Origin of the sequence: Pseudomonas sp. M1 (assembly GCF_022760135.1) — a bacterium.
GTDB classification, from domain to species: Bacteria; Pseudomonadota; Gammaproteobacteria; order Pseudomonadales; family Pseudomonadaceae; genus Pseudomonas; species Pseudomonas citronellolis.
The window spans coordinates 3,019,591-3,036,460 of the sequence record NZ_CP094343.1; the positions used below are offsets into that span (position 1 = coordinate 3,019,591).

At 69.6% G+C, this 16,870-nt stretch carries 12 protein-coding genes; 4 read left to right on the top strand and 8 right to left on the bottom strand.

The annotated features are described in order from the left end of the window. Positions 1-6 precede the first annotated feature (6 nt). Both PM1_RS13645 and PM1_RS13650 read right to left on the bottom strand, forming a co-directional pair. Positions 7-4,488 carry a PAS domain S-box protein gene (locus PM1_RS13645; RefSeq protein WP_009622502.1) on the bottom strand — a complete coding sequence of 1,494 codons (4,482 nt, stop codon included), beginning with the start codon at positions 4,486-4,488 and terminating at the stop codon, positions 7-9. A gap of 40 nt (positions 4,489-4,528) precedes the next feature. Further along, on the bottom strand, positions 4,529-6,220 hold the full coding sequence (locus PM1_RS13650; protein ID WP_009622500.1) for a putative bifunctional diguanylate cyclase/phosphodiesterase: 1,692 nt from the start codon (positions 6,218-6,220) through the stop codon (positions 4,529-4,531). Positions 6,221-6,483: 263 nt separating this feature from the next. On the opposite strand from PM1_RS13650, the gene PM1_RS13655 reads away from it, so the two are divergent. The 4 genes from PM1_RS13655 to PM1_RS13670 all read left to right on the top strand — a co-directional run bounded on the left by PM1_RS13655 (position 6,484) and on the right by PM1_RS13670 (position 10,134). After that, a complete protein-coding gene (locus tag PM1_RS13655; RefSeq protein ID WP_009622499.1) occupies positions 6,484-8,175 on the top strand; it encodes a sensor domain-containing diguanylate cyclase in 1,692 nt (563 codons plus the stop codon). Between the two features lie 60 nt (positions 8,176-8,235). Next, positions 8,236-8,688, top strand: a complete 453-nt coding sequence (locus PM1_RS13660) for a GNAT family N-acetyltransferase (protein ID WP_009622497.1) — start codon at positions 8,236-8,238, stop codon at positions 8,686-8,688. A 69-nt stretch (positions 8,689-8,757) separates the two neighbouring features. Beyond that, the gene (locus PM1_RS13665) at positions 8,758-9,045 is read left to right on the top strand and encodes a hypothetical protein (RefSeq protein ID WP_009622496.1); all 288 of its coding nucleotides are present in this window, start codon (positions 8,758-8,760) and stop codon (positions 9,043-9,045) included. Between the two features lie 468 nt (positions 9,046-9,513). Then, positions 9,514-10,134, top strand: a complete 621-nt coding sequence (locus tag PM1_RS13670) for an START domain-containing protein (RefSeq protein ID WP_009622494.1) — start codon at positions 9,514-9,516, stop codon at positions 10,132-10,134. A 292-nt stretch (positions 10,135-10,426) separates the two neighbouring features. Here the strand turns inward: PM1_RS13670 and paaZ are convergent, their stop codons facing one another. The 6 genes from paaZ to paaA form a co-directional block, all read right to left on the bottom strand. Next, positions 10,427-12,478, bottom strand: coding sequence for a phenylacetic acid degradation bifunctional protein PaaZ (gene paaZ, locus PM1_RS13675; RefSeq protein ID WP_009622492.1), 2,052 nt, complete (start codon positions 12,476-12,478; stop codon positions 10,427-10,429). A 354-nt stretch (positions 12,479-12,832) separates the two neighbouring features. After that, on the bottom strand, positions 12,833-13,909 hold the full coding sequence (paaE, locus tag PM1_RS13680) for a 1,2-phenylacetyl-CoA epoxidase subunit PaaE (RefSeq protein ID WP_009622490.1): 1,077 nt from the start codon (positions 13,907-13,909) through the stop codon (positions 12,833-12,835). 25 nt (positions 13,910-13,934) lie between these two features. Next, on the bottom strand, positions 13,935-14,468 hold the full coding sequence (gene paaD / locus PM1_RS13685; protein ID WP_009622488.1) for a 1,2-phenylacetyl-CoA epoxidase subunit PaaD: 534 nt from the start codon (positions 14,466-14,468) through the stop codon (positions 13,935-13,937). Continuing rightward, entirely contained in the window at positions 14,455-15,216 is a 762-nt protein-coding gene (gene paaC, locus PM1_RS13690; RefSeq protein WP_009622487.1) for a 1,2-phenylacetyl-CoA epoxidase subunit PaaC, read from the bottom strand. Before paaC ends, paaD begins: the two co-directional genes overlap by 14 nt. Before the next feature lie 10 nt (positions 15,217-15,226). Then, on the bottom strand, positions 15,227-15,508 hold the full coding sequence (gene paaB, locus PM1_RS13695; RefSeq protein ID WP_009622486.1) for a 1,2-phenylacetyl-CoA epoxidase subunit PaaB: 282 nt from the start codon (positions 15,506-15,508) through the stop codon (positions 15,227-15,229). 20 nt (positions 15,509-15,528) lie between these two features. Then, positions 15,529-16,524, bottom strand: a complete 996-nt coding sequence (gene paaA / locus PM1_RS13700) for a 1,2-phenylacetyl-CoA epoxidase subunit PaaA (protein ID WP_009622485.1) — start codon at positions 16,522-16,524, stop codon at positions 15,529-15,531. Positions 16,525-16,870: the final 346 nt, after the last annotated feature.

Below are 16,870 nucleotides of genomic sequence, written 5' to 3' on the forward strand. Positions count from 1 at the left end.
CGCGGCTCACAGCTCATCGAGCATCTCCCGGCCCAGTTGCAGCGCGCCCTTGAAGTCCAGGGCCTGGACCAGGTCGTTGAAGCGCAGGAACTGCCGCGGCCAGGCGTGCTGGTGGCGGGCCAGCGCCTCCAGGCGTTCGAGGGCGTCTAGGTTGCCCGACTCCAGCAGGGCGAGGATTTCCCCCACCCGCTCGCGCACCTGCGGGCGGCTGAGTTGCGCGGCGGTGCCCGGGGCCAGGCCGGGCGGTTCGGCGAACAGCGCCTGCAGCTCGGCCAGTGTCACCGCCAGCAATTGCCGCAGCTCGTCCACCGGCAGCGTGGCGAGGGCAGCGGCCTGCGCCTCGGCCGGGGTGCGCAGCAGGTCGCTCTCCAGGGCCGCGCAGCGCGCGGCGAGGGCGCTGGCGCCCATGGTGCCGGCGCTGCCCTTGAGGGTGTGCAGCAGGCCGGCGCTGGCGCTCACGTCGCCGCTGCCGCGCAGGCTGTCGAGGCGCCCCAGCAGCTTGTCCATCTCCGGCTCGAAGCTGCGCAGCACGCGGTGGATCAGCTTCTCGTCGCCGCCGAAGCGGCCCAGCACGCTGTCGCGGCCCTCGACGATGGCGTCTTCCTCCGGCAGCTGCGGCGGCGCTTCCCGCGTGCGCTGCGGCGCCTCCAGGTGGGCCAGCAGGCGGTTGACCATGTGTTCCTTGTCGATCGGCTTGGCGATGTGGTCGTTCATCCCCGCCAGCAGGCAGGCCTCGCGGTCGGCCTGGGCGGCGTTGGCGGTCATGGCGAGGATCGGCAGGGCGGCGAAGCGGCCGTCGGCGCGGATCCGCCGGGTGGCCTCCAGGCCGTCGATGTCGGGCATCTGCACGTCCATCAGCACGGCGTCCAGGGGCACGCCGCCGTGGCAGACCTGCTCGACGCCCTCCAGCCCGCCCTCGGCCAGCAGCACCTCGGCGCCCTCGCTGGCCAGCAGCTCGGCGGCCACCTGGCGGTTCAGCGCGTTGTCCTCCACCACCAGCAGGCGCCGCCCGGCCAGGCGCCTGCTGTCGGCGGCGGGCGCCGTGGCCGGCTCGGCGGCCTGGCCGCCCAGGGCCTGCTGCACGCTGTCGGCCAGTTGCCGCGGGGTGACCGGCTTGGTCAGGAAGTCGATGAAGGGCGGGGTGTCGCCGTCGCGCACGTCGGCCAGCACCTCGCGGCCATAGGCGGTGATCATGATGATGGTCGGCGGCGTGTGCGCCCCGGCCTCGCGCTGGATCAGCCGCGCGGCGCGCAGGCCGTCGAGGTCGGGCATGCGCCAGTCCATCAGCACCACGTCATAGCTCAGGCCCTGACCCGTGGCCTCGCGGTAGCGCGCCACCGCCTGCATGCCGCCGCTGACCTGGTCGGCCTGCCAGCCCAGGGATTCGCAGGTGCGCAGCAGCAGCTCGGCGGCGCTGGGGTTGTCGTCCACCACCAGCAGCCGCAGCGGCCGGTCGATGACGGCGCAGCCGGCCTTCAGCGGACGCTCGCCGACCACCGCCAGGTCCAGGTCGAACCAGAAGCGGCTGCCGAAGCCCAGCTGGCTTTCCACCTGCAGGCGGCCGCCCATCAGTTCCACCAGGCGCTTGCAGATGAACAGGCCCAGGCCGGTGCCGCCGAAGCGCCGGGTGGTGGAGGCCTCGGCCTGGGTGAAGCTATCGAAGATGCTCTGCAGCTGCGCCGGGCCGATGCCGATGCCGCTGTCGCGCACGCCGATGCGCAGGCGCAGGCGCTCGCCGTCGCGGCCCAGTTGCCTGACGCTGACCACCACCTGGCCGTGGTTGGTGAACTTGATGGCGTTGCCGGCCAGGTTGATGAGGATCTGCTGCAGGCGCAGGGCATCGCCCAGCAGGCTGCCGGGCAGGTTGGGGTCGATGTCGAAGAGCATCTCGACGTCCTTGCTGCCGAGGTTGCCGGAGAGCACCACGGCGAGGTCGCGCATCAGCGTCTCCAGCTCGAAGGGGTGTTCCTCCAGCAGCAGCTTGCCGGCCTCGATCTTGGAGTAGTCGAGGATGTCGTTGAGCAGGCCGAGCAGGGCGGTGGCGGCGGAATGGGCCTTGTCGACGTAGTCGCGCTGGCGCGGGTTCAGCTCGGTCTGGCGGGCCAGGAAGAGCATGCCCAGCACGGCGTTCATCGGCGTGCGGATCTCGTGACTCATGTTGGCCAGGAAGCTGGACTTGGCCGCGTTGGCGGCGTCGGCCTGCTCCTTGGCCTGGCGCAGCGAGGCCTGCATCTCGCGCTCGCGGGTGATGTCCAGGTTGATGCCGGTGACGCGCAGCGGCGTGCCGTCGGCGTCGCGCTCGACGCGGGCGGCGGCCTGGATGTAGCGCACCTGGCCGTCGGGGCGGACGATGCGGAAGGTCGGCTCGTAGTTGCCGTGGCCCTGCACCGCGGCGTTCAGGCTGGCGAGGGTGGCATCGATGTCGTCCGGGTGCAGGCGCTCGCGCCAGTGCTCCAGGCACAGGCCATTGCCGTTGAGCGCCGGCGGCTGCTGGTAGAGCTCGAACATGCGCTCGTTCCAGTGCAGGGTGTCGTCTGCCGGGCGCCACCACCAGATACCCAGGCCGGCCGCTTCGGCCGCCAGGGCGAGCTGGTCGTGGGCCAGGCGCAGGCGGTCCTCGGCGGCCTTGCGCTCGGTGATGTCGACGGCGATGCCGAGGTAGCCGCTGACCTGGCCGGCCTCGTCGCGCATGGCGGTGACCACCAGGCTCATCGGCACGCGGCTGCCGTCCTTGCGCAGGTAGGTCCATTCGCGGGTCTCGGCGCCTTCGTCCTCGGCCTTCTGCACCAGGGCGCGGAAGCCCGGCACCGGGCGGCCGTATTCCTCGCCCAGCTGGGCGGCGCGGCTGGCCACCTCGTCCTCCGGGTGCAGGCGCTGCGGCGTGGCCTGGCCGACCAGTTCCTCGGCGCGGTAGCCCAGCAGGCGCTCGGCGCCGCGGTTGAAGATGCGGATGATGCCGTTGGCGTCGGTGGCGATGATCGACACCTCCGAGGCCGAGTGCAGCACGCCGCTCAGCAGGCGGTTGGCCGCTGCGAGTTCGGCGGTGCGCTCGGCCACCTGGCGCTCCAGGCCGCTGTTGAGTTCGTGGATGCGCGCCTCGGCGGCCTTCTGCGCGGAGATGTCGCGCACCGTGGTCGAGGTGCCCACCACCTCGCCGTGGGGGCCGCGGATGGGCGAGGCGCTCAGCGATACGTCGATCAGCCGGCCGTCCTTGTGCCGGCGCTGGGTGTCGAAGGGCGGCAGGCGCTCGCCCTGGGCCACGCGGCGCAGCAGCGGTTCCTCTTCGGCCACCCGCTCGGCGGGCACCAGCAGGCCGTTGGCCTGGCGCCCGAGGACTTCCTCGGCGGTATAGCCGAGCAGCTTCTGCGCGCCGGCGTTCCAGCTGGTGATCTCGCCCTGCAGGTTCTTGCCGGCGATGGCGTCGGCGGAGGATTCGACTATCGCCGCCAGCCGCGCCTGCTGCTCCAGCACCTGGGCGCGGCGCTGGCGGCTGACCGCGGTGGCCCCGAGCAGGGCGGCCAGCAGCAGGCTGCCCAGGCAGCCGGCGCCGAACACCAGGGGCGGGGAGAGCGGGTGCAGGCGCTGGACGAACGCCGGGTGGGCGCTGAAGTCGATCTGCCAGCGGCGGCCGAACACGTCGCGCTGCAGGCTCTGCGGGTACAGCCGCGGCGCCTTGGCGTCGTCGGCGCTGCTGTAGAAGGTGTCGCCGGGCTCGCCGTCGGTCACGTCGGCGAGCTGGAAGTGCACGGCGGCGTCGTCCAGGCGCAGGTCGTCGAGCACCTCGCGCATCAGCAGCGGCGCGTAGCCCAGGCCGATGGCCTGGGCCTCGCGCTGTTCGATGCTGGCCGGAGTGACGCCGCCGCGGTAGATGGGCAGCAGCATCAGGAAGGACTGCTGGGTCGCGCCGGAAGCCTGCACCAGGGTGATGGGCGCGGAGAGCCGCGGCAGCCCGGTGCGCAGCGCCGCCTGGGCGGCCTGCTGGCGGCGCGGCTCGGAGGCCACGTCCAGGCCGATGGCGGCCAGGTTGGGCTGTTCCGGTTCGATGTACTGGATGACGTAGCGCTCGCCGGGGTTGGGCTTTACCTCGTGCACGGCGAAGTCCGGCCGGCCTTCGGCGCGGGCGCTGCGCAGGAAGTCGTCGAGCGCCCTGGCCGGCACCCGGCGGACGAAGCCGAAGCCGCGGGCGCCGGGAAACTCCCGGGTGACGTCGCGGGTCTGGGCGTAGCGGTGGAAGACCTCGCGGCTGATGTGCGCCTCGCCGGCGGTCAGCACCGCGCCGCGGGCGCCACGCAGGCCGTACTGGTACAGCTCGATGCGCGCCAGCACGGTGTCGGCCAGGCGGTTGGCCTCCTGGGCCACGGCGGCGCGCGCCTGCTGCTGGTTGCCGCGCTGCACCAGGGCGGCGCCGAGGGCCGAGCAGAGCACGCCCAGGGCCAGGGCGGCCCAGGACCAGCGGTTGAACCTGAGGTTGCCCGGTGTCGTCTTCACCCGATCCTTCCCGTTGCGGTGGTGCCCGTGGCACGGAGGTTCATGCTTGCAGGCCGTCGGCCAGCAGGCGGCTCATGTCGTCGCGCGGCACCGGGCGGCAGTAGAGGTAGCCCTGCATCACCGGGCAGCCCAGCGCCGCCAGCGCGCGCTCCTGGTTCGGGCATTCCACCCCTTCGGCCACCAGCTCCAGGCCCAGGGCCTGGGCGAGCTTGATGATGGCCTCGATGATCGCCGCGTCGCTGCGGTCCTGGAGCATGTCGCGGACGAAGCTCTGGTCGATCTTCAACACGTCCACCGGGAAGCGCTTGAGGTAGGCCAGGCTGGAGTAGCCGGTGCCGAAGTCGTCGATGGCGATGCGCACCCCCAGCTCGCGCAGCGCCGCCAGGGTCTGGCGCGAGGCGTAGCGGTCGCTGGCCAGCACGCCCTCGGTGATCTCCAGCTCCAGGTTGCCCGGCTGCATGCCGGTCTGGGCGAGGATTTCGGCCACCTGGTCGACGAAGCTCTCGCTGCGGAACTGCACCGCCGAGATGTTCACGCTGACCGTCAGCGCGTGCCCGGCATCGTTCCAGGCGCAGGCGTCCTGGCAGGCGCGCAGGAGGATCTGCTGGCCGATGGGCACGATCAGCCCGGTTTCCTCGGCCAGCGGGATGAACTCCGCCGGCGGCACCAGGCGGCCCTCGCCGTCGCGCCAGCGGATCAGCGCCTCGACGCCGACGATGGCGCGCGTGGCGGCGTGCACCTTGGCCTGGTAGAACACCTCGAACACGCCCAGCTCCAGGGCCAGGCGCATGTGCCGTTCGAGCAGGTGGCGCTCGCGCATGCGCGCCTCGATGTCCGCCGAGAAGAAGCTGTAACCGTTGCGCCCGGCGGCCTTGGCCTGGTACATGGCGGCGTCGGCGTGGCGGTAGAGGTCCTCGGCGCCGTCGCTGTCGTCGGGGTAGAGGCTGATGCCGATGCTGGCGGTGAGGTGGTAGCTGGTGCCGCGGATGACGTAGGGCTCGCCCAGGGCCGCCTGCACCCGCGCGGCGAAATCGCCGATGGCCTCCAGGCTGTGCACCTCCGGCAGCAGCACGGCGAACTCGTCGCCGCCCGGCCGGCACACGGTGTCCATCGCCCGGCACTGGCGGCTGAGGCGCAGGGCGGTCTCCTGCAGGATGGCGTCGCCCAGGGAGTGGCCCTCGGCGTCGTTGACCGCCTTGAAGTTGTCCAGGTCCAGCAGCAACAGGCCGACGCGCTGCTGGTTGCGCCGCGCGCCTTCGATGGCCTGGGCCATGCGGTCGGCGAGCAGGGCGCGGTTGGGCAGGTTGGTCAGCGGGTCCTGGTTGGCGAGGATCTTCGCCATGTGCCGCAGGCGCGCGTGGGTGCGGATGCGCGCGCGGGCCACCGGCAGGTTCATCGGCTTGGTGATGAAGTCCACGCCGCCCATCTGCAGGGCGCGCAGCTCGTGGGACACCTGGTCGTAGGCGGTGACGAAGATCACCGCGGCGTCGTTGAGCTTGGCGTCAGCCATCAGCGCCTGGCACACCTCGAAGCCGTCCATGCCGGGCATCTCGATGTCCAGCAGGACCACGTCCGGGCGGATGCGCCGGGCCAGTTCGAGGGCCTGGCGGCCGTCCGAGGCGAAGTGCGTCACGCCCAGCCCCCTGGCCGCCTCGCCCAGCAGCTGTATGTCGCTGACCTGGTCGTCGACGATCAGGATGACCGAGTCGAAGTTACGCGGATCTTCCGGCATTCCATTGCTCCAGCGGAACACTTCTGTAGGAAAATTCTGGTGTAGGAAAATTCTGGCATGAGGCTAGCCTAGATTACGAAAGCCTACCTCTGCATGATGGCGAATTGGCATGTTTTCTCGGGAATGCCGCGCGGACAGTGGCCGATGAGCTGTGTCTGTCAACTGATGGGCTGTCATGACGCCAGAACGCCATTATGGATAGACTCGAAACGACGGCCGACTTTCCCGGCGGTTCCCTGGGTGCCTGAGCGAGCAGTGTGCAGATGCAGTCCGTGAGTACGGGATACGCGATGGAGAGTATGGGCGAGCGCCACCATGCCGGGCTGTTGCGCCTGGCGTTGGGCCACTTGGCCCTGGATGCGGCGGCGCTGATGCGCGATGACGGCGGCGCCTGGCGGCTGTGCGCCTGCCTTGGCCTGGGCGCCGAGGACAGGGCCTGGCTGGAACGCCCGGGCGGGCTCCCCGACGACGGCGCGGCGGCGCTGGCCGCGCGCTGGGCGTTCCGGCACCTGTGCCCGCTGCGCTCGGCCGACGGCCTGCCGCTGGGGCAGCTCTGGCTGCTGGGCGAGCGCCCGCGCGAGCTGGACGCTCCCCAGGCCGAGGCCCTGGCCGAATACGCCGGCCTGGCCGCCGCGCTGCTGGAACTGGAGTGCGGCGCCGAGCGCACCCGCATCACCGAGCGGCGCCTGGCGCTGGCGGTGGAGGGCAGCGGCACCGGCATCTGGGACCGCCACGTGCCCAGCGGCGTCATCCATTACTCCTCCGGCTGGAAGGCCCTGCTGGGCTACGCCGAGGACGAGATCGGCGAGCGCATCGAGGAAAGCTACGCCCGCGTGCACCCGGACGACCTGGCCTACGTCAGGGCAACCATGGAGGCGCACTTCGCCGGGCAGACCGCGGCCTACGAGGTGGAGCACCGCATCCGCCGCAAGGACGGCAGCTACATGTGGGTGTGCAGCCGCGGCAAGGTGGTCGAGCGCGACGAGCAGGGACGGGCGCTGCGCATGCTCGGCACCACCACCGACATCACCGCCCAGCGCGTGCTGGCCGAGAAGCTGCGGCAGAACCTCGAACTGCTGACCAACCTGACCAACGAAATTCCCGGCATGGTCTTCCAGTACCGCCGCCTGCCCGACGGCTCGGCGCGCTTTCCCTACGTCAGCGCCGGCAGCCGGGAAATCTACGGCATGGCCCCGGAGGAACTGGCCGACGGCCCCACCGAGCGCATCCGCGCGGTCATCCACGACGAGGACATGCCGCGCTACCTGGCCGCACTGGAGGCCTCGGCGCGGACCCTGGTGCCCTGGCAGCTGGAGTACCGCGTGCAACTGCCGGAGCAGGGCGTGCGCTGGCGCCAGGGCCATGCCCACCCGCGCCGCCAGGCCGACGGCAGCGTGCTCTGGCACGGCTTCATCACCGACATCACCGAACGCAAGCGCATCGAGGCCGAGCTGCAGGTGCTGGCCACCACCGACTTCCTCACCCAGTTGCCCAACCGACGCTGCTTCATGCACCAGCTGCAGGCCGAGCTGGGCCGCGTGCAGCGCGGCGGCGAGCGCAGCGCCGCGGTGCTGATGTGCGACCTGGACCACTTCAAGGCGATCAACGACCGCTGGGGCCACGCGGTGGGCGACCTGGCGCTGCGCCACTTCGCCGACGTCCTCGCCGGCCTGGTGCGGCGCAGCGACAGCGTCGGGCGCATGGGCGGCGAGGAGTTCGCCGTGCTGCTCAGCGACGCCAGCCGCGACAACGCCGTGGCCTTCGCCCAGCGCCTGCAGGAGCACCTGGCGCAGACCCCGCTGGTGCACGCCGGCGAGCGCATCCCGCTGACGCTGAGCATCGGCGTCGCCGACATGCTCGCCGGCGACGCCACGGCCGAGGCGGTGCTGTCGCGCAGCGACCTGGCGCTGTACCGCGCCAAGCAGGCCGGGCGCAACCGCATCGAGTACCTCTGAACGGGCCGGATGGCCTGCCTTGGGCTATGGTGCAGGGAGCACCGCCCAAGGGAGGCCACCGTGAACCCGCAAGTCGAAGTGCAGGTCGCCGGCCCGGACGAGGAGCCGCTGCTGGCGGCCATGCTGCCGGGCTACCTGCGCGAGCTCGGCGTCGAGTCGGACCTGTACCCGTACCTGGCGCTGTACTGGCTGGAGCCCGGGCGCCGGCCCTACCTGATCCGCGTCGACGGCCAGGTGGCCGGCTTCGCCCTGGTGCGCGCCCTGGAGCGGCCGGGGCTGCACGAGCTGGCCGAGTTCTATGTCGGCCAGGCGTTCCGCCGCCAGGGCGTGGGCCGCGCCGCGGCCTGGACGCTGTTCGAAGGGCAGCCCGGCGACTGGCAGCTCAACGTGCTGACCGGCAATCGCAACGCCCTGGCGTTCTGGCTGCGGGTGGTGCCGTGCGGCACCGTGCCGCTGCCGGTGGACGATCCCGAGGCCTGGCCGCACCTGCGCTTTCGCTTTCACGTCGGCTGACCCTTGCCAGGCGCCGCCGCGCCGGGCAGATTGGCGCCCGCATTCATTTCCCCAGCCCTGGAGCACTTCATGCCGCACTTCACCGCCACCGTCACCGTCAGCGCCGAGCACCGGGGGCGCGAAACCGAGGCCGTGGACAACCCGGCCATCGCCGTCGAGCTGCGTACCCTGGAGCCGGGTGTGATGGAGCTGGTGTTCCAAGGGCAGCTGGATGCGCCGGAGGAGCCGACCCACGTCTGCGTGAGCCTGGATAACGGCCTCAACTACTACGGGCCGATCACCGGCGGCAGCGCCGATGAGGCCGGTGGGCGGATCAGCTTCGAATGCGACATGGTCGAGCCGGAACTGCTGGTCTGATCGCGCCATCCCTGTAGGAGCGAGCTTGCTCGCGAACCTTTATCCGCCGAATCGCGGACAGAGTCCGCTCCTACGGTTCCATGAAGCACGGTCGTAGGAGCAACTGTCTTGCGCCGATGTGCTCTTCGTAGGATGGGTTGAGCTTGCGATACCCATGCTGCCGTGGTGATGGGTATCGCTTCGCTCAACGCCATCCTACGAAAAGCCGTGCTTCCCTGGAGGGGTAGGAGCGGACTCCGTCCGCGATTGAAAACGACTATCGCACAACCTGCGGACATCCTCGGGGTGCCGGTGGGCACGGTGATGAGCCGCTCGGCGGCGGCCCGCTTGAAACTGGCGGAATCTGCGACGCCCGGCCAGGGGAGGACGGCGATGAACGAACACGGCACAGACCTGCGAAGTGGAGGCGCGGATCGCCGCCGACGCCGAGCTGGCCCCGCTGCAGCGCCTGGGAGGCGGGGGTGGGGCGTGACGGCCTGGCTGGCGGGGTTGCTGCTGGCCGCCAGCGCTGCGTCGTTGCAGGCGGCGCCCCGGGAACACTGGCGCCTGGCCCGTGACGAGGATGGCATCCGCGTCTACCTGACCGCGGTGCCCGGCTCGCGCTACCAGAGCTACCGCGGCGTGGCCGACATGCGCGCCGACGTGGGCACTCTGGCCGACCTGCAGGAAAACCTGCGGGTGGCCTGCAAATGGCTGTACGCCTGCGCCGAGCTGCGCCTGCTGAAGGCCAGCGGCGACGACGTGTGGCTATACATGAGCACCCAGCTGCCCTGGCCGGTACAGCCGCGCGACATGGTGTTGCTGGTGACTACCCGGCGCACTGCCGACGGTGGTCTGCTGCGCGACATCCGTGCGTTGCCGGACTACCTGCCGGTGGTGCCGGGGCAGATTCGTGTGCGGGAGTTGAGCGGTATCTGGAGCCTGACGCCGTTGGGGGATGGGCGGACGCGGGTGACTTACCAGATGCGTGCGGAGCCTGGCGGAAGTGTGCCGTCCTGGTTGGCGGATAGTTTTGTCGTCGATGCGCCGTTGGATACCCTGAGGACCCTGCGGGCGGTGGCGGAGCGGCAGGCGCCGCGGCGGCCGTAGTTTTGGCGTTTGGCTTTTCGTTGGATGGGTTGAGCCTTGGCGAAACCCATGCGGTCGGGGTGATGGGTATCGCTTCGCTCAACGCCATCCTACGAAAAGCCGTGCTTCCTGGAACCGAGCGGACTCTATCCGCCCTACGATGAAACATCCGATCGGGATGACCCCGAACTCCCCATTCACTCCGAACGGCTCCCTCTCCCTCCGGGAGAGGGCTGGGGTGAGGGGGCTCTGCACGAACGCGAAAAAAGACCGGCCCTGGGGCCGGTCGAGGGTGACACCGGAGTAGGAGAGATCAGCTGCGCTTGAGCACCAGCGTCAGGATGTCGTAGCTGGCCACCAGCTCGCCGAGCTGGTTGGTGACTTCCACGTCCCAGGCCACCACGCCTTGCGGCTCGCCCTTGGGGCTCTTCTTGCCCTGGTCGATCTTGCGCTTGCAGGTCAGGCGGGCCTGGATGGTGTCGCCGATGCCCACCGGGTTGATGAAGCGCAGGGTGTCCAGGCCGTAGTTGGCCAGCACCGGGCCGACGCCGGGGGAGACGAACAGGCCGGCGGCCGCCGAGAGCACGAAGTAGCCGTGGGCGATGCGCTTGCCGAACTGCGAGTCCTTGGCCGCCAGCTCGTCGAAGTGCATGTAGAAGTGGTCGCCCGACAGGCAGCCGAAGTTGACCAGGTCGGCCTCGGTGACGGTGCGCCGGTGGGTCAGCAGGGATTCGCCGATCTTCAGCTCGTCGAAGTAGCGGCGGAACGGGTGCACGTCGGTCTCGTAGACCTGGGCGCCGCGCACGTATTCGCCGGTGACCGCCATCAGCATGGTCGGCGAGCCCTGTATCGCGGTGCGCTGCAGGTAGTGCTTGACCGCGCGCACGCCGCCCAGCTCTTCGCCGCCGCCGGCGCGGCCCGGGCCGCCGTGCTTGAGCACCGGCAGCGGCGAGCCGTGGCCGGTGGATTCGGCCGCCGACTCGCGGTCGAGGATGTGCAGGCGGCCGTGCAGGGCGCCCATCACCGGAACCACCTTGGCCGCGACCTGCGGATCGCGGGTGATCAGGCTGGCCACCAGGCTGCCCTTGCCGCGCGCGGCCAGGGCGATGGCTTCGTCGAGGTCGTCGTAGGCCATCAGGGTGCTGACCGGGCCGAAGGCCTCGATGTCGTGGGCGCCGCCTTCGGCGTGCGGGTCGCGGCTGCGCAGCAGGGTCGGGGCGAAGAACGCGCCTTCGCTCACGCCTTCGCCGCGCGGGGCGAAGCCGTCCTTCGCGCCGAAGACCAGCTCGCTGGATTTCAGCAAAGCTTCCACGCGCTCGGCCACGTCGGCCTGCTGGGCGTGGGAGGCGAGGGCGCCCATCTTCACGCCTTTCACCGACGGGTCGCCGACCACGACTTTGGCCAGGCGTTCGCGCAGGCGTTCGGCCACGGCGTCGATGTGCCTGGCCGGGACGATGGCGCGGCGGATGGCGGTGCATTTCTGCCCGGCCTTGGCGGTCATCTCGCGGGCCACTTCCTTGACGAAGAGGTCGAATTCCTCGTCGTCCGGGGTGACGTCCGGGGCCAGGATGGCGCAGTTCAGCGAGTCGGCCTCGGCGTTGAAGGGCACCGAGTTGCGGATCAGGTTGGGGTTCACCCGCAGCTTGGCGGCGGTGTCGGCGGAGCCGGTGAAGGTGACGATGTCCTGGCCCAGCAGGCGGTCGAGCAGGTCGCCGGTGCCGCCGATGATCAGTTGCAGGCTGCCGGACGGCAGCAGGCCGGATTCGTGCATCAGGCGCACGGCCGCTTCGGTCACGTAGCTGGTGGCGGTGGCCGGCTTGACGATGCAGGGCATGCCCGCCAGGAAGCTGGGCGCGAACTTTTCCAGCATGCCCCAGATGGGGAAGTTGAAGGCGTTGATGTGCACGGCGATGCCGCCGCGCGGCACCAGGATGTGGCTGCCGGCGAACTTGCCGGTCTTGCCCAGGGGCATGGCCGGGCCTTCGTGGACCACGTTGCCCGAAGGCAGCTCGCGGCCGCCGACGCCGGCGTAGGCGAACAGGGTGCCGGCGCCGCCCTCGATGTCGATCCAGCTGTCGGCGCGGGTGGCGCCGGTGTGCCGGGAAATCTCGTAGAGCTGTTCCTTGCGCTCGGTCAGGTACAGGGCCAGGGCCTTGAGGCGCTGGGCGCGCTGCTGGAAGTCCATGGCCAGGAGCTCGGCCAGGCCGCTCTGGCGGGCGTGGGCCACGGCTTCGGCGAAGTCCAGGGCCTCTTCGTGGGTGCGTGCCACGAGCTGGCCGTTCAGTGCGCTACGCAGCGCCTGGGCGCCATGCTGGCCGATCCAGCGGCCGCCGATGAAACTCTGCAGGGTGGGCTCTTGGGCCATCACTCTATCCTCCAAAAGGTACGCAAGGGTTCCGGCCGCGGCCGGTGACCACCGTAGCCGGGTGGGCTGCGGCGGCGCGTTGGAACGGTGGCGGGGAAAACCGCCGGGTCAGGGACGCCAGGGGCCTTTTGGGCCCGGGGCGGTGAAACCTGAATCTTTGCCTGTAGGAGCGAGCTTGCTCGCGAACCCACCCAGCGCCGGCCCTGCCGGCGAATCGCGGACAAGGTCCGCTCCTACAAAAGCCGTGCCTCCCCTGTAGGAGCGGACCTTGTCCGCGATCGATGTCTCCGCGCGCACCGAAACAGCGGCAGAGTGCGGTTCGCGAGCAAGCTCGCTCCTACGAAGAGCCGGAGGTCAGAGCTGGTCGAAGTCGAGGACCACCTTGTCGCTCAGCGGGAAGGCCTGGCAGCTGAGCACGTAGCCGGCCGCCACTTCGTAGTCTTCCAGGGCGAAGTTGCTGTCCATTTCCACTTCGCCTTCGATCACCTTGCACTTGCAGGTCGAGCACACGCCGGCCTTGCAGGAGTAGGGCAGCTCGGCGCCCTGGGCGTTGCCGGCGTCGAGCACGCTGACGCTGTTGCGCGCCAGTTCGAAGGACAGTTCGCGGCCGTCGCTGATCACCGTGACCTGGCTCTTGCCGCTGTCGCTCGCGGCGGCGGCCTGGCGGGTTTCGCGCCTGCTTTCGCTGCCGGCGGCGGCGAACAGCTCGAAGTGGATGCGCTCGGCCGGCATGCCGTTGGCCTTGAGCTGGTCGCGCACGGTCTCGGTCATCGCCTGCGGGCCGCAGATGAAGGCGGCGTCGAGGCTTTTCACGTCCAGCCAACGGCTGAACAGCTGGCCGCACTTGTCGGCGTCGATGCGGCCGTTGTACAGGTCCACGTCCTGCTGCTCGCGGCTGAACACGAAGATCAGGTTGAGGCGCTGCAGGTAGCGGTTCTTCAGGTCTTCCAACTGCTCGCGGAACATCGCGGCGTTGCTGGAGCGGTTGCCGTAGAGCACGGTGACGCGGCTGTGCGGCTCGCTTTCCAGGGTGGTCTTGACGATCGACAGGATCGGCGTGATGCCGCTGCCGGCGGCCACCGCCAGGTAGTTGCCGTGGCGCGCCGCATCCAGCTGCACGTTGAAGTGGCCGGCCGGCGGCATCACTTCCAGGCTGGCGCCGGCCTTCAGCGCCTCGTTGGCGTAGGCGGAGAAGCGCCCGCCGGGCACGCGCTTGATCGCCACGCGCAGCTCGCCGTCGTTGACGCCGCTGCAGATGGAGTAGGAGCGGCGCACTTCCTCGCCGTCCAGGTGGGCGCGCACCACCAGGTGCTGGCCCTGCTCGAAGCGGAAGCTGTCCTGCAGGTCCTGGGGGACGTCGAAGGCGATGGACACGGCGTCGCGGGTCTCCGGGCGCACTTCGCGGATCTTCAGGCTGTGGAATTTGCTCATTGTTCTTCTCCGGCGGCGGCGCCGCTCAGATGCACTTGAAATAGTCGAAGGGTTCGCGGCAATCGACGCAGCGGTACAACGCCTTGCAGGCCGTGGAGCCGAACTGGCTGAGCTGCTCGGTGTGCAGGCTGCCGCACTGCGGGCAGCGCACTTCCGGGGTCTCGCCGAGCAGGCTGCGCTTGCTGGTGCTGCCGGCCGGCGGGGCGATGCCGTATTCGCGCAGCGCCTGGCGCCCGGCGTCGCTGATCCAGTCGGTGGTCCAGGCCGGGTCCAGGCGGCGTTCCAGTTGCGGCGCGGCGAAGCCGGCGTGTTCCAGGGCGTGCTGGATGTCCTGCTCGATGACCTCGGTGGCCGGGCAGCCGGAGTAGGTGGGGGTGACCACCACGTGCAGGTGCCCGCCGTGCCACTCCAGGCCGCGGACGATGCCAAGATCGACCACGCTGACCACCGGCACTTCCGGGTCCATCACCTGGCCCAGCACGTGCCAGGCGCGGCTGAGGTCGTCGGCGGAGCCTGCGCGCGCGCCGCGGTCGCTGGCGATCAGCTCACCAGGTCGCATCGGGGTAGGCCCGCTGGAGGAACTGCATCTCGGCCAGGAGGATGCCCAGGTGCTCGGTGTGCAGGCCGCGGCGGCCGCTGAGGTAGAAGTTCACCGCGGGCTCGGGCAGCGGCAGGGTGGCGCTGGCGAAGATGTCGGCGACCTTGGCGCGCCAGGCGGCGGCCAGCTCTTCCGGGTTGGGCGTCACGCCTTCGGCGAACAGGCGCTGTTCCACTTCGTCGGCGTTGGTCATCTCGACGGTGAAGCGCCATACCTGCGGAATCGCCGCCAGCATGCGCGCGTGGCTTTCCTCGGTGCCGTCGCCCAGGCGTTCGACCCACTCGCCGGAGCGGCGCAGGTGGTAGGTGACTTCCTTCAGGCCCTTGGCGGCGATGGCGGCGATGCGCGCGTCGCTGGAGTTGCTCAACTGGCGCAGCACGTGGAAGTGCCAGGCGTCGTAGAGGAACTGCTTGGCCATGGTCACGGCGAAGTCGCCGTTGGGCTGCTCGACCAGCAGCAGGTTGCGGAAGGCGCGCTCGTCGCGGCGGAAGGCCAGGTGGTCGGCGTCGCGGCCGTCGTCCAGCAGCTCCGCTGCGTACTCGTACCAGTTGCGCGCCTGGCCGACCAGGTCGAGGCCGACGTTCATCAGCGCCAGCTCTTCTTCCAGGGCCGGGGCGCGGCCGCACCATTCGCACAGGCGCTGGCCCTGGATCAGGGCGCTGTCGGCGAGGCGCAGCAGGTATTCGATCTTGTCGTTATGCGGGTTCATGCACGCGATCTCACATGTGGCCGACTTCGGGTGGCAGCTCGTAGAAGCTGGCGTGGCGGTAGACCTTGTCCTGCGCCGGGTCGAACAGCGGGTCCTTCTCGTCGGGCGAGGAGGCGGTGATCAGCGCCGAGGGCACCACCCAGAGGCTCACGCCTTCGTTGCGGCGGGTGTACAGCTCGCGGGCGTTCTCGATGGCCATCGCGGCGTCGGCGGCGTGAACGCTGCCGACATGCTTGTGGTTCAGGCCGTGCTTGCTGCGCACGAAGACTTCGAAAAGGGTCCATTCAGCCATGGCGGTTATCTCCTCGCGGCTCAGGCGGCGTCGCGTTTGCGTTGTTGTTTTTTACGGGCATGGGCGACCGCGGCCTCGCGGACCCAGGCGCCGCTCTCGATGGCGTTGCGGCGGGTGGCGATGCGCTCGGCGTTGCACGGGCCGTTGCCCTTGAGCACTTCGTAGAATTCTTCCCACTGGATTTCGCCGAAGTCGTAGTGGCCGCGTTCCTCGTTCCACTTCAGGTGCGGGTCGGGGGCGGTGCAGCCGAGCAGTTCCAGCTGCGGCACGGTCTGGTCGACGAAGCGCTGGCGCAGCTCGTCGTTGCTCTGCCGCTTGATCTTCCAGGCCATGGACTGGGCGCTGTTGGGCGAGTGTTCGTCGCTGGGGCCGAACATCATCAGCGCCGGCCACCAGAGGCGGTCGATGGCGTCCTGGACCATGTCCTTCTGCGCCTGGGTGCCGTGGCGCATCATGGTCAGGAGGATTTCGTAGCCCTGGCGCTGGTGGAAGCTCTCTTCCTTGCAGATGCGGATCATCGCGCGGGAGTAGGGGCCGTAGGAGGTGCGCTGCAGCACCACCTGGTTGACGATGGCGGCGCCGTCCACCAGCCAGCCCACCGCGCCCATGTCGGCCCAGTTCAGCGTCGGGTAGTTGAAGATGCTGGAGTATTTGGCGCGGCCGGAGTGCAGCTTGGCGACTTCCTCGTCGCGGTCGGCGCCGAGGGTTTCCATGGCGCTGTACAGGTACAGGCCGTGGCCGGCTTCGTCCTGGATCTTCGCCATCAGCTGCAGCTTGCGCTTGAGCGTCGGCGCGCGGGTGACCCAGTTGCCCTCCGGCAGCATGCCGACGATTTCCGAGTGGGCGTGCTGGGAAATCTGCCGGATCAGGGTCTGGCGGTAGGCGTCGGGCATCCAGTTCTTCGCCTCGATCTTGATCTCGGCGTCGATCTTCTCCTGGAAGGCACGCTCCTCGGGGGACATGTCCTCGAGCGACTTGACGCGCTTTACGCCAGTCTCGACCAGTTGTGCGTACATGCTGTGTCTCCAGCCTTTGTTCTGTTGTGGGGGAGGCCTTGGCCATGGCGTTATTTTTAAATGATACAGAAAGCAATGTCTAACACTAAATAGTGTGTCGTATACGTTTTTTGTATCGCTTTGGGGGTAGGCGCGGGTGGGGCGTTGGGCGCCAGTGGAAGGCTTGTAGTGACTGATTGCTGGAATTTGCGGCTATCTGGCGGTGAGCGTGATGATAGAGGAGGGTGTGGATCAGGCGGGTGGTCGCGGCTCCGGCGCGATACCGGAGTGACGAATGGAGGGGTTAAAGCGATACGTAAAATTCGACTAAGGTTGGAATGTGTGTCTCCGATGGCGCCCGCTGGGG

What these genes read in the sequence shown, in the direction of transcription:
- PM1_RS13650 (WP_009622500.1), bottom strand. Translation starts at nt 6,220, where the DNA reads ATGCCGGAAGATCCGCGTAACTTCGACTCGGTCATCCTGATCGTCGAC.
- PM1_RS13655 (WP_009622499.1), top strand. Translation starts at nt 6,484, where the DNA reads ATGCAGTCCGTGAGTACGGGATACGCGATGGAGAGTATGGGCGAGCGC.
- PM1_RS13665 (WP_009622496.1), top strand. Translation starts at nt 8,758, where the DNA reads ATGCCGCACTTCACCGCCACCGTCACCGTCAGCGCCGAGCACCGGGGG.
- paaZ (WP_009622492.1), bottom strand. Translation starts at nt 12,478, where the DNA reads ATGGCCCAAGAGCCCACCCTGCAGAGTTTCATCGGCGGCCGCTGGATC.
- paaE (WP_009622490.1), bottom strand. Translation starts at nt 13,909, where the DNA reads ATGAGCAAATTCCACAGCCTGAAGATCCGCGAAGTGCGCCCGGAGACC.
- paaD (WP_009622488.1), bottom strand. Translation starts at nt 14,468, where the DNA reads ATGCGACCTGGTGAGCTGATCGCCAGCGACCGCGGCGCGCGCGCAGGC.
- paaC (WP_009622487.1), bottom strand. Translation starts at nt 15,216, where the DNA reads ATGAACCCGCATAACGACAAGATCGAATACCTGCTGCGCCTCGCCGAC.
- paaB (WP_009622486.1), bottom strand. Translation starts at nt 15,508, where the DNA reads ATGGCTGAATGGACCCTTTTCGAAGTCTTCGTGCGCAGCAAGCACGGC.
- paaA (WP_009622485.1), bottom strand. Translation starts at nt 16,524, where the DNA reads ATGTACGCACAACTGGTCGAGACTGGCGTAAAGCGCGTCAAGTCGCTC.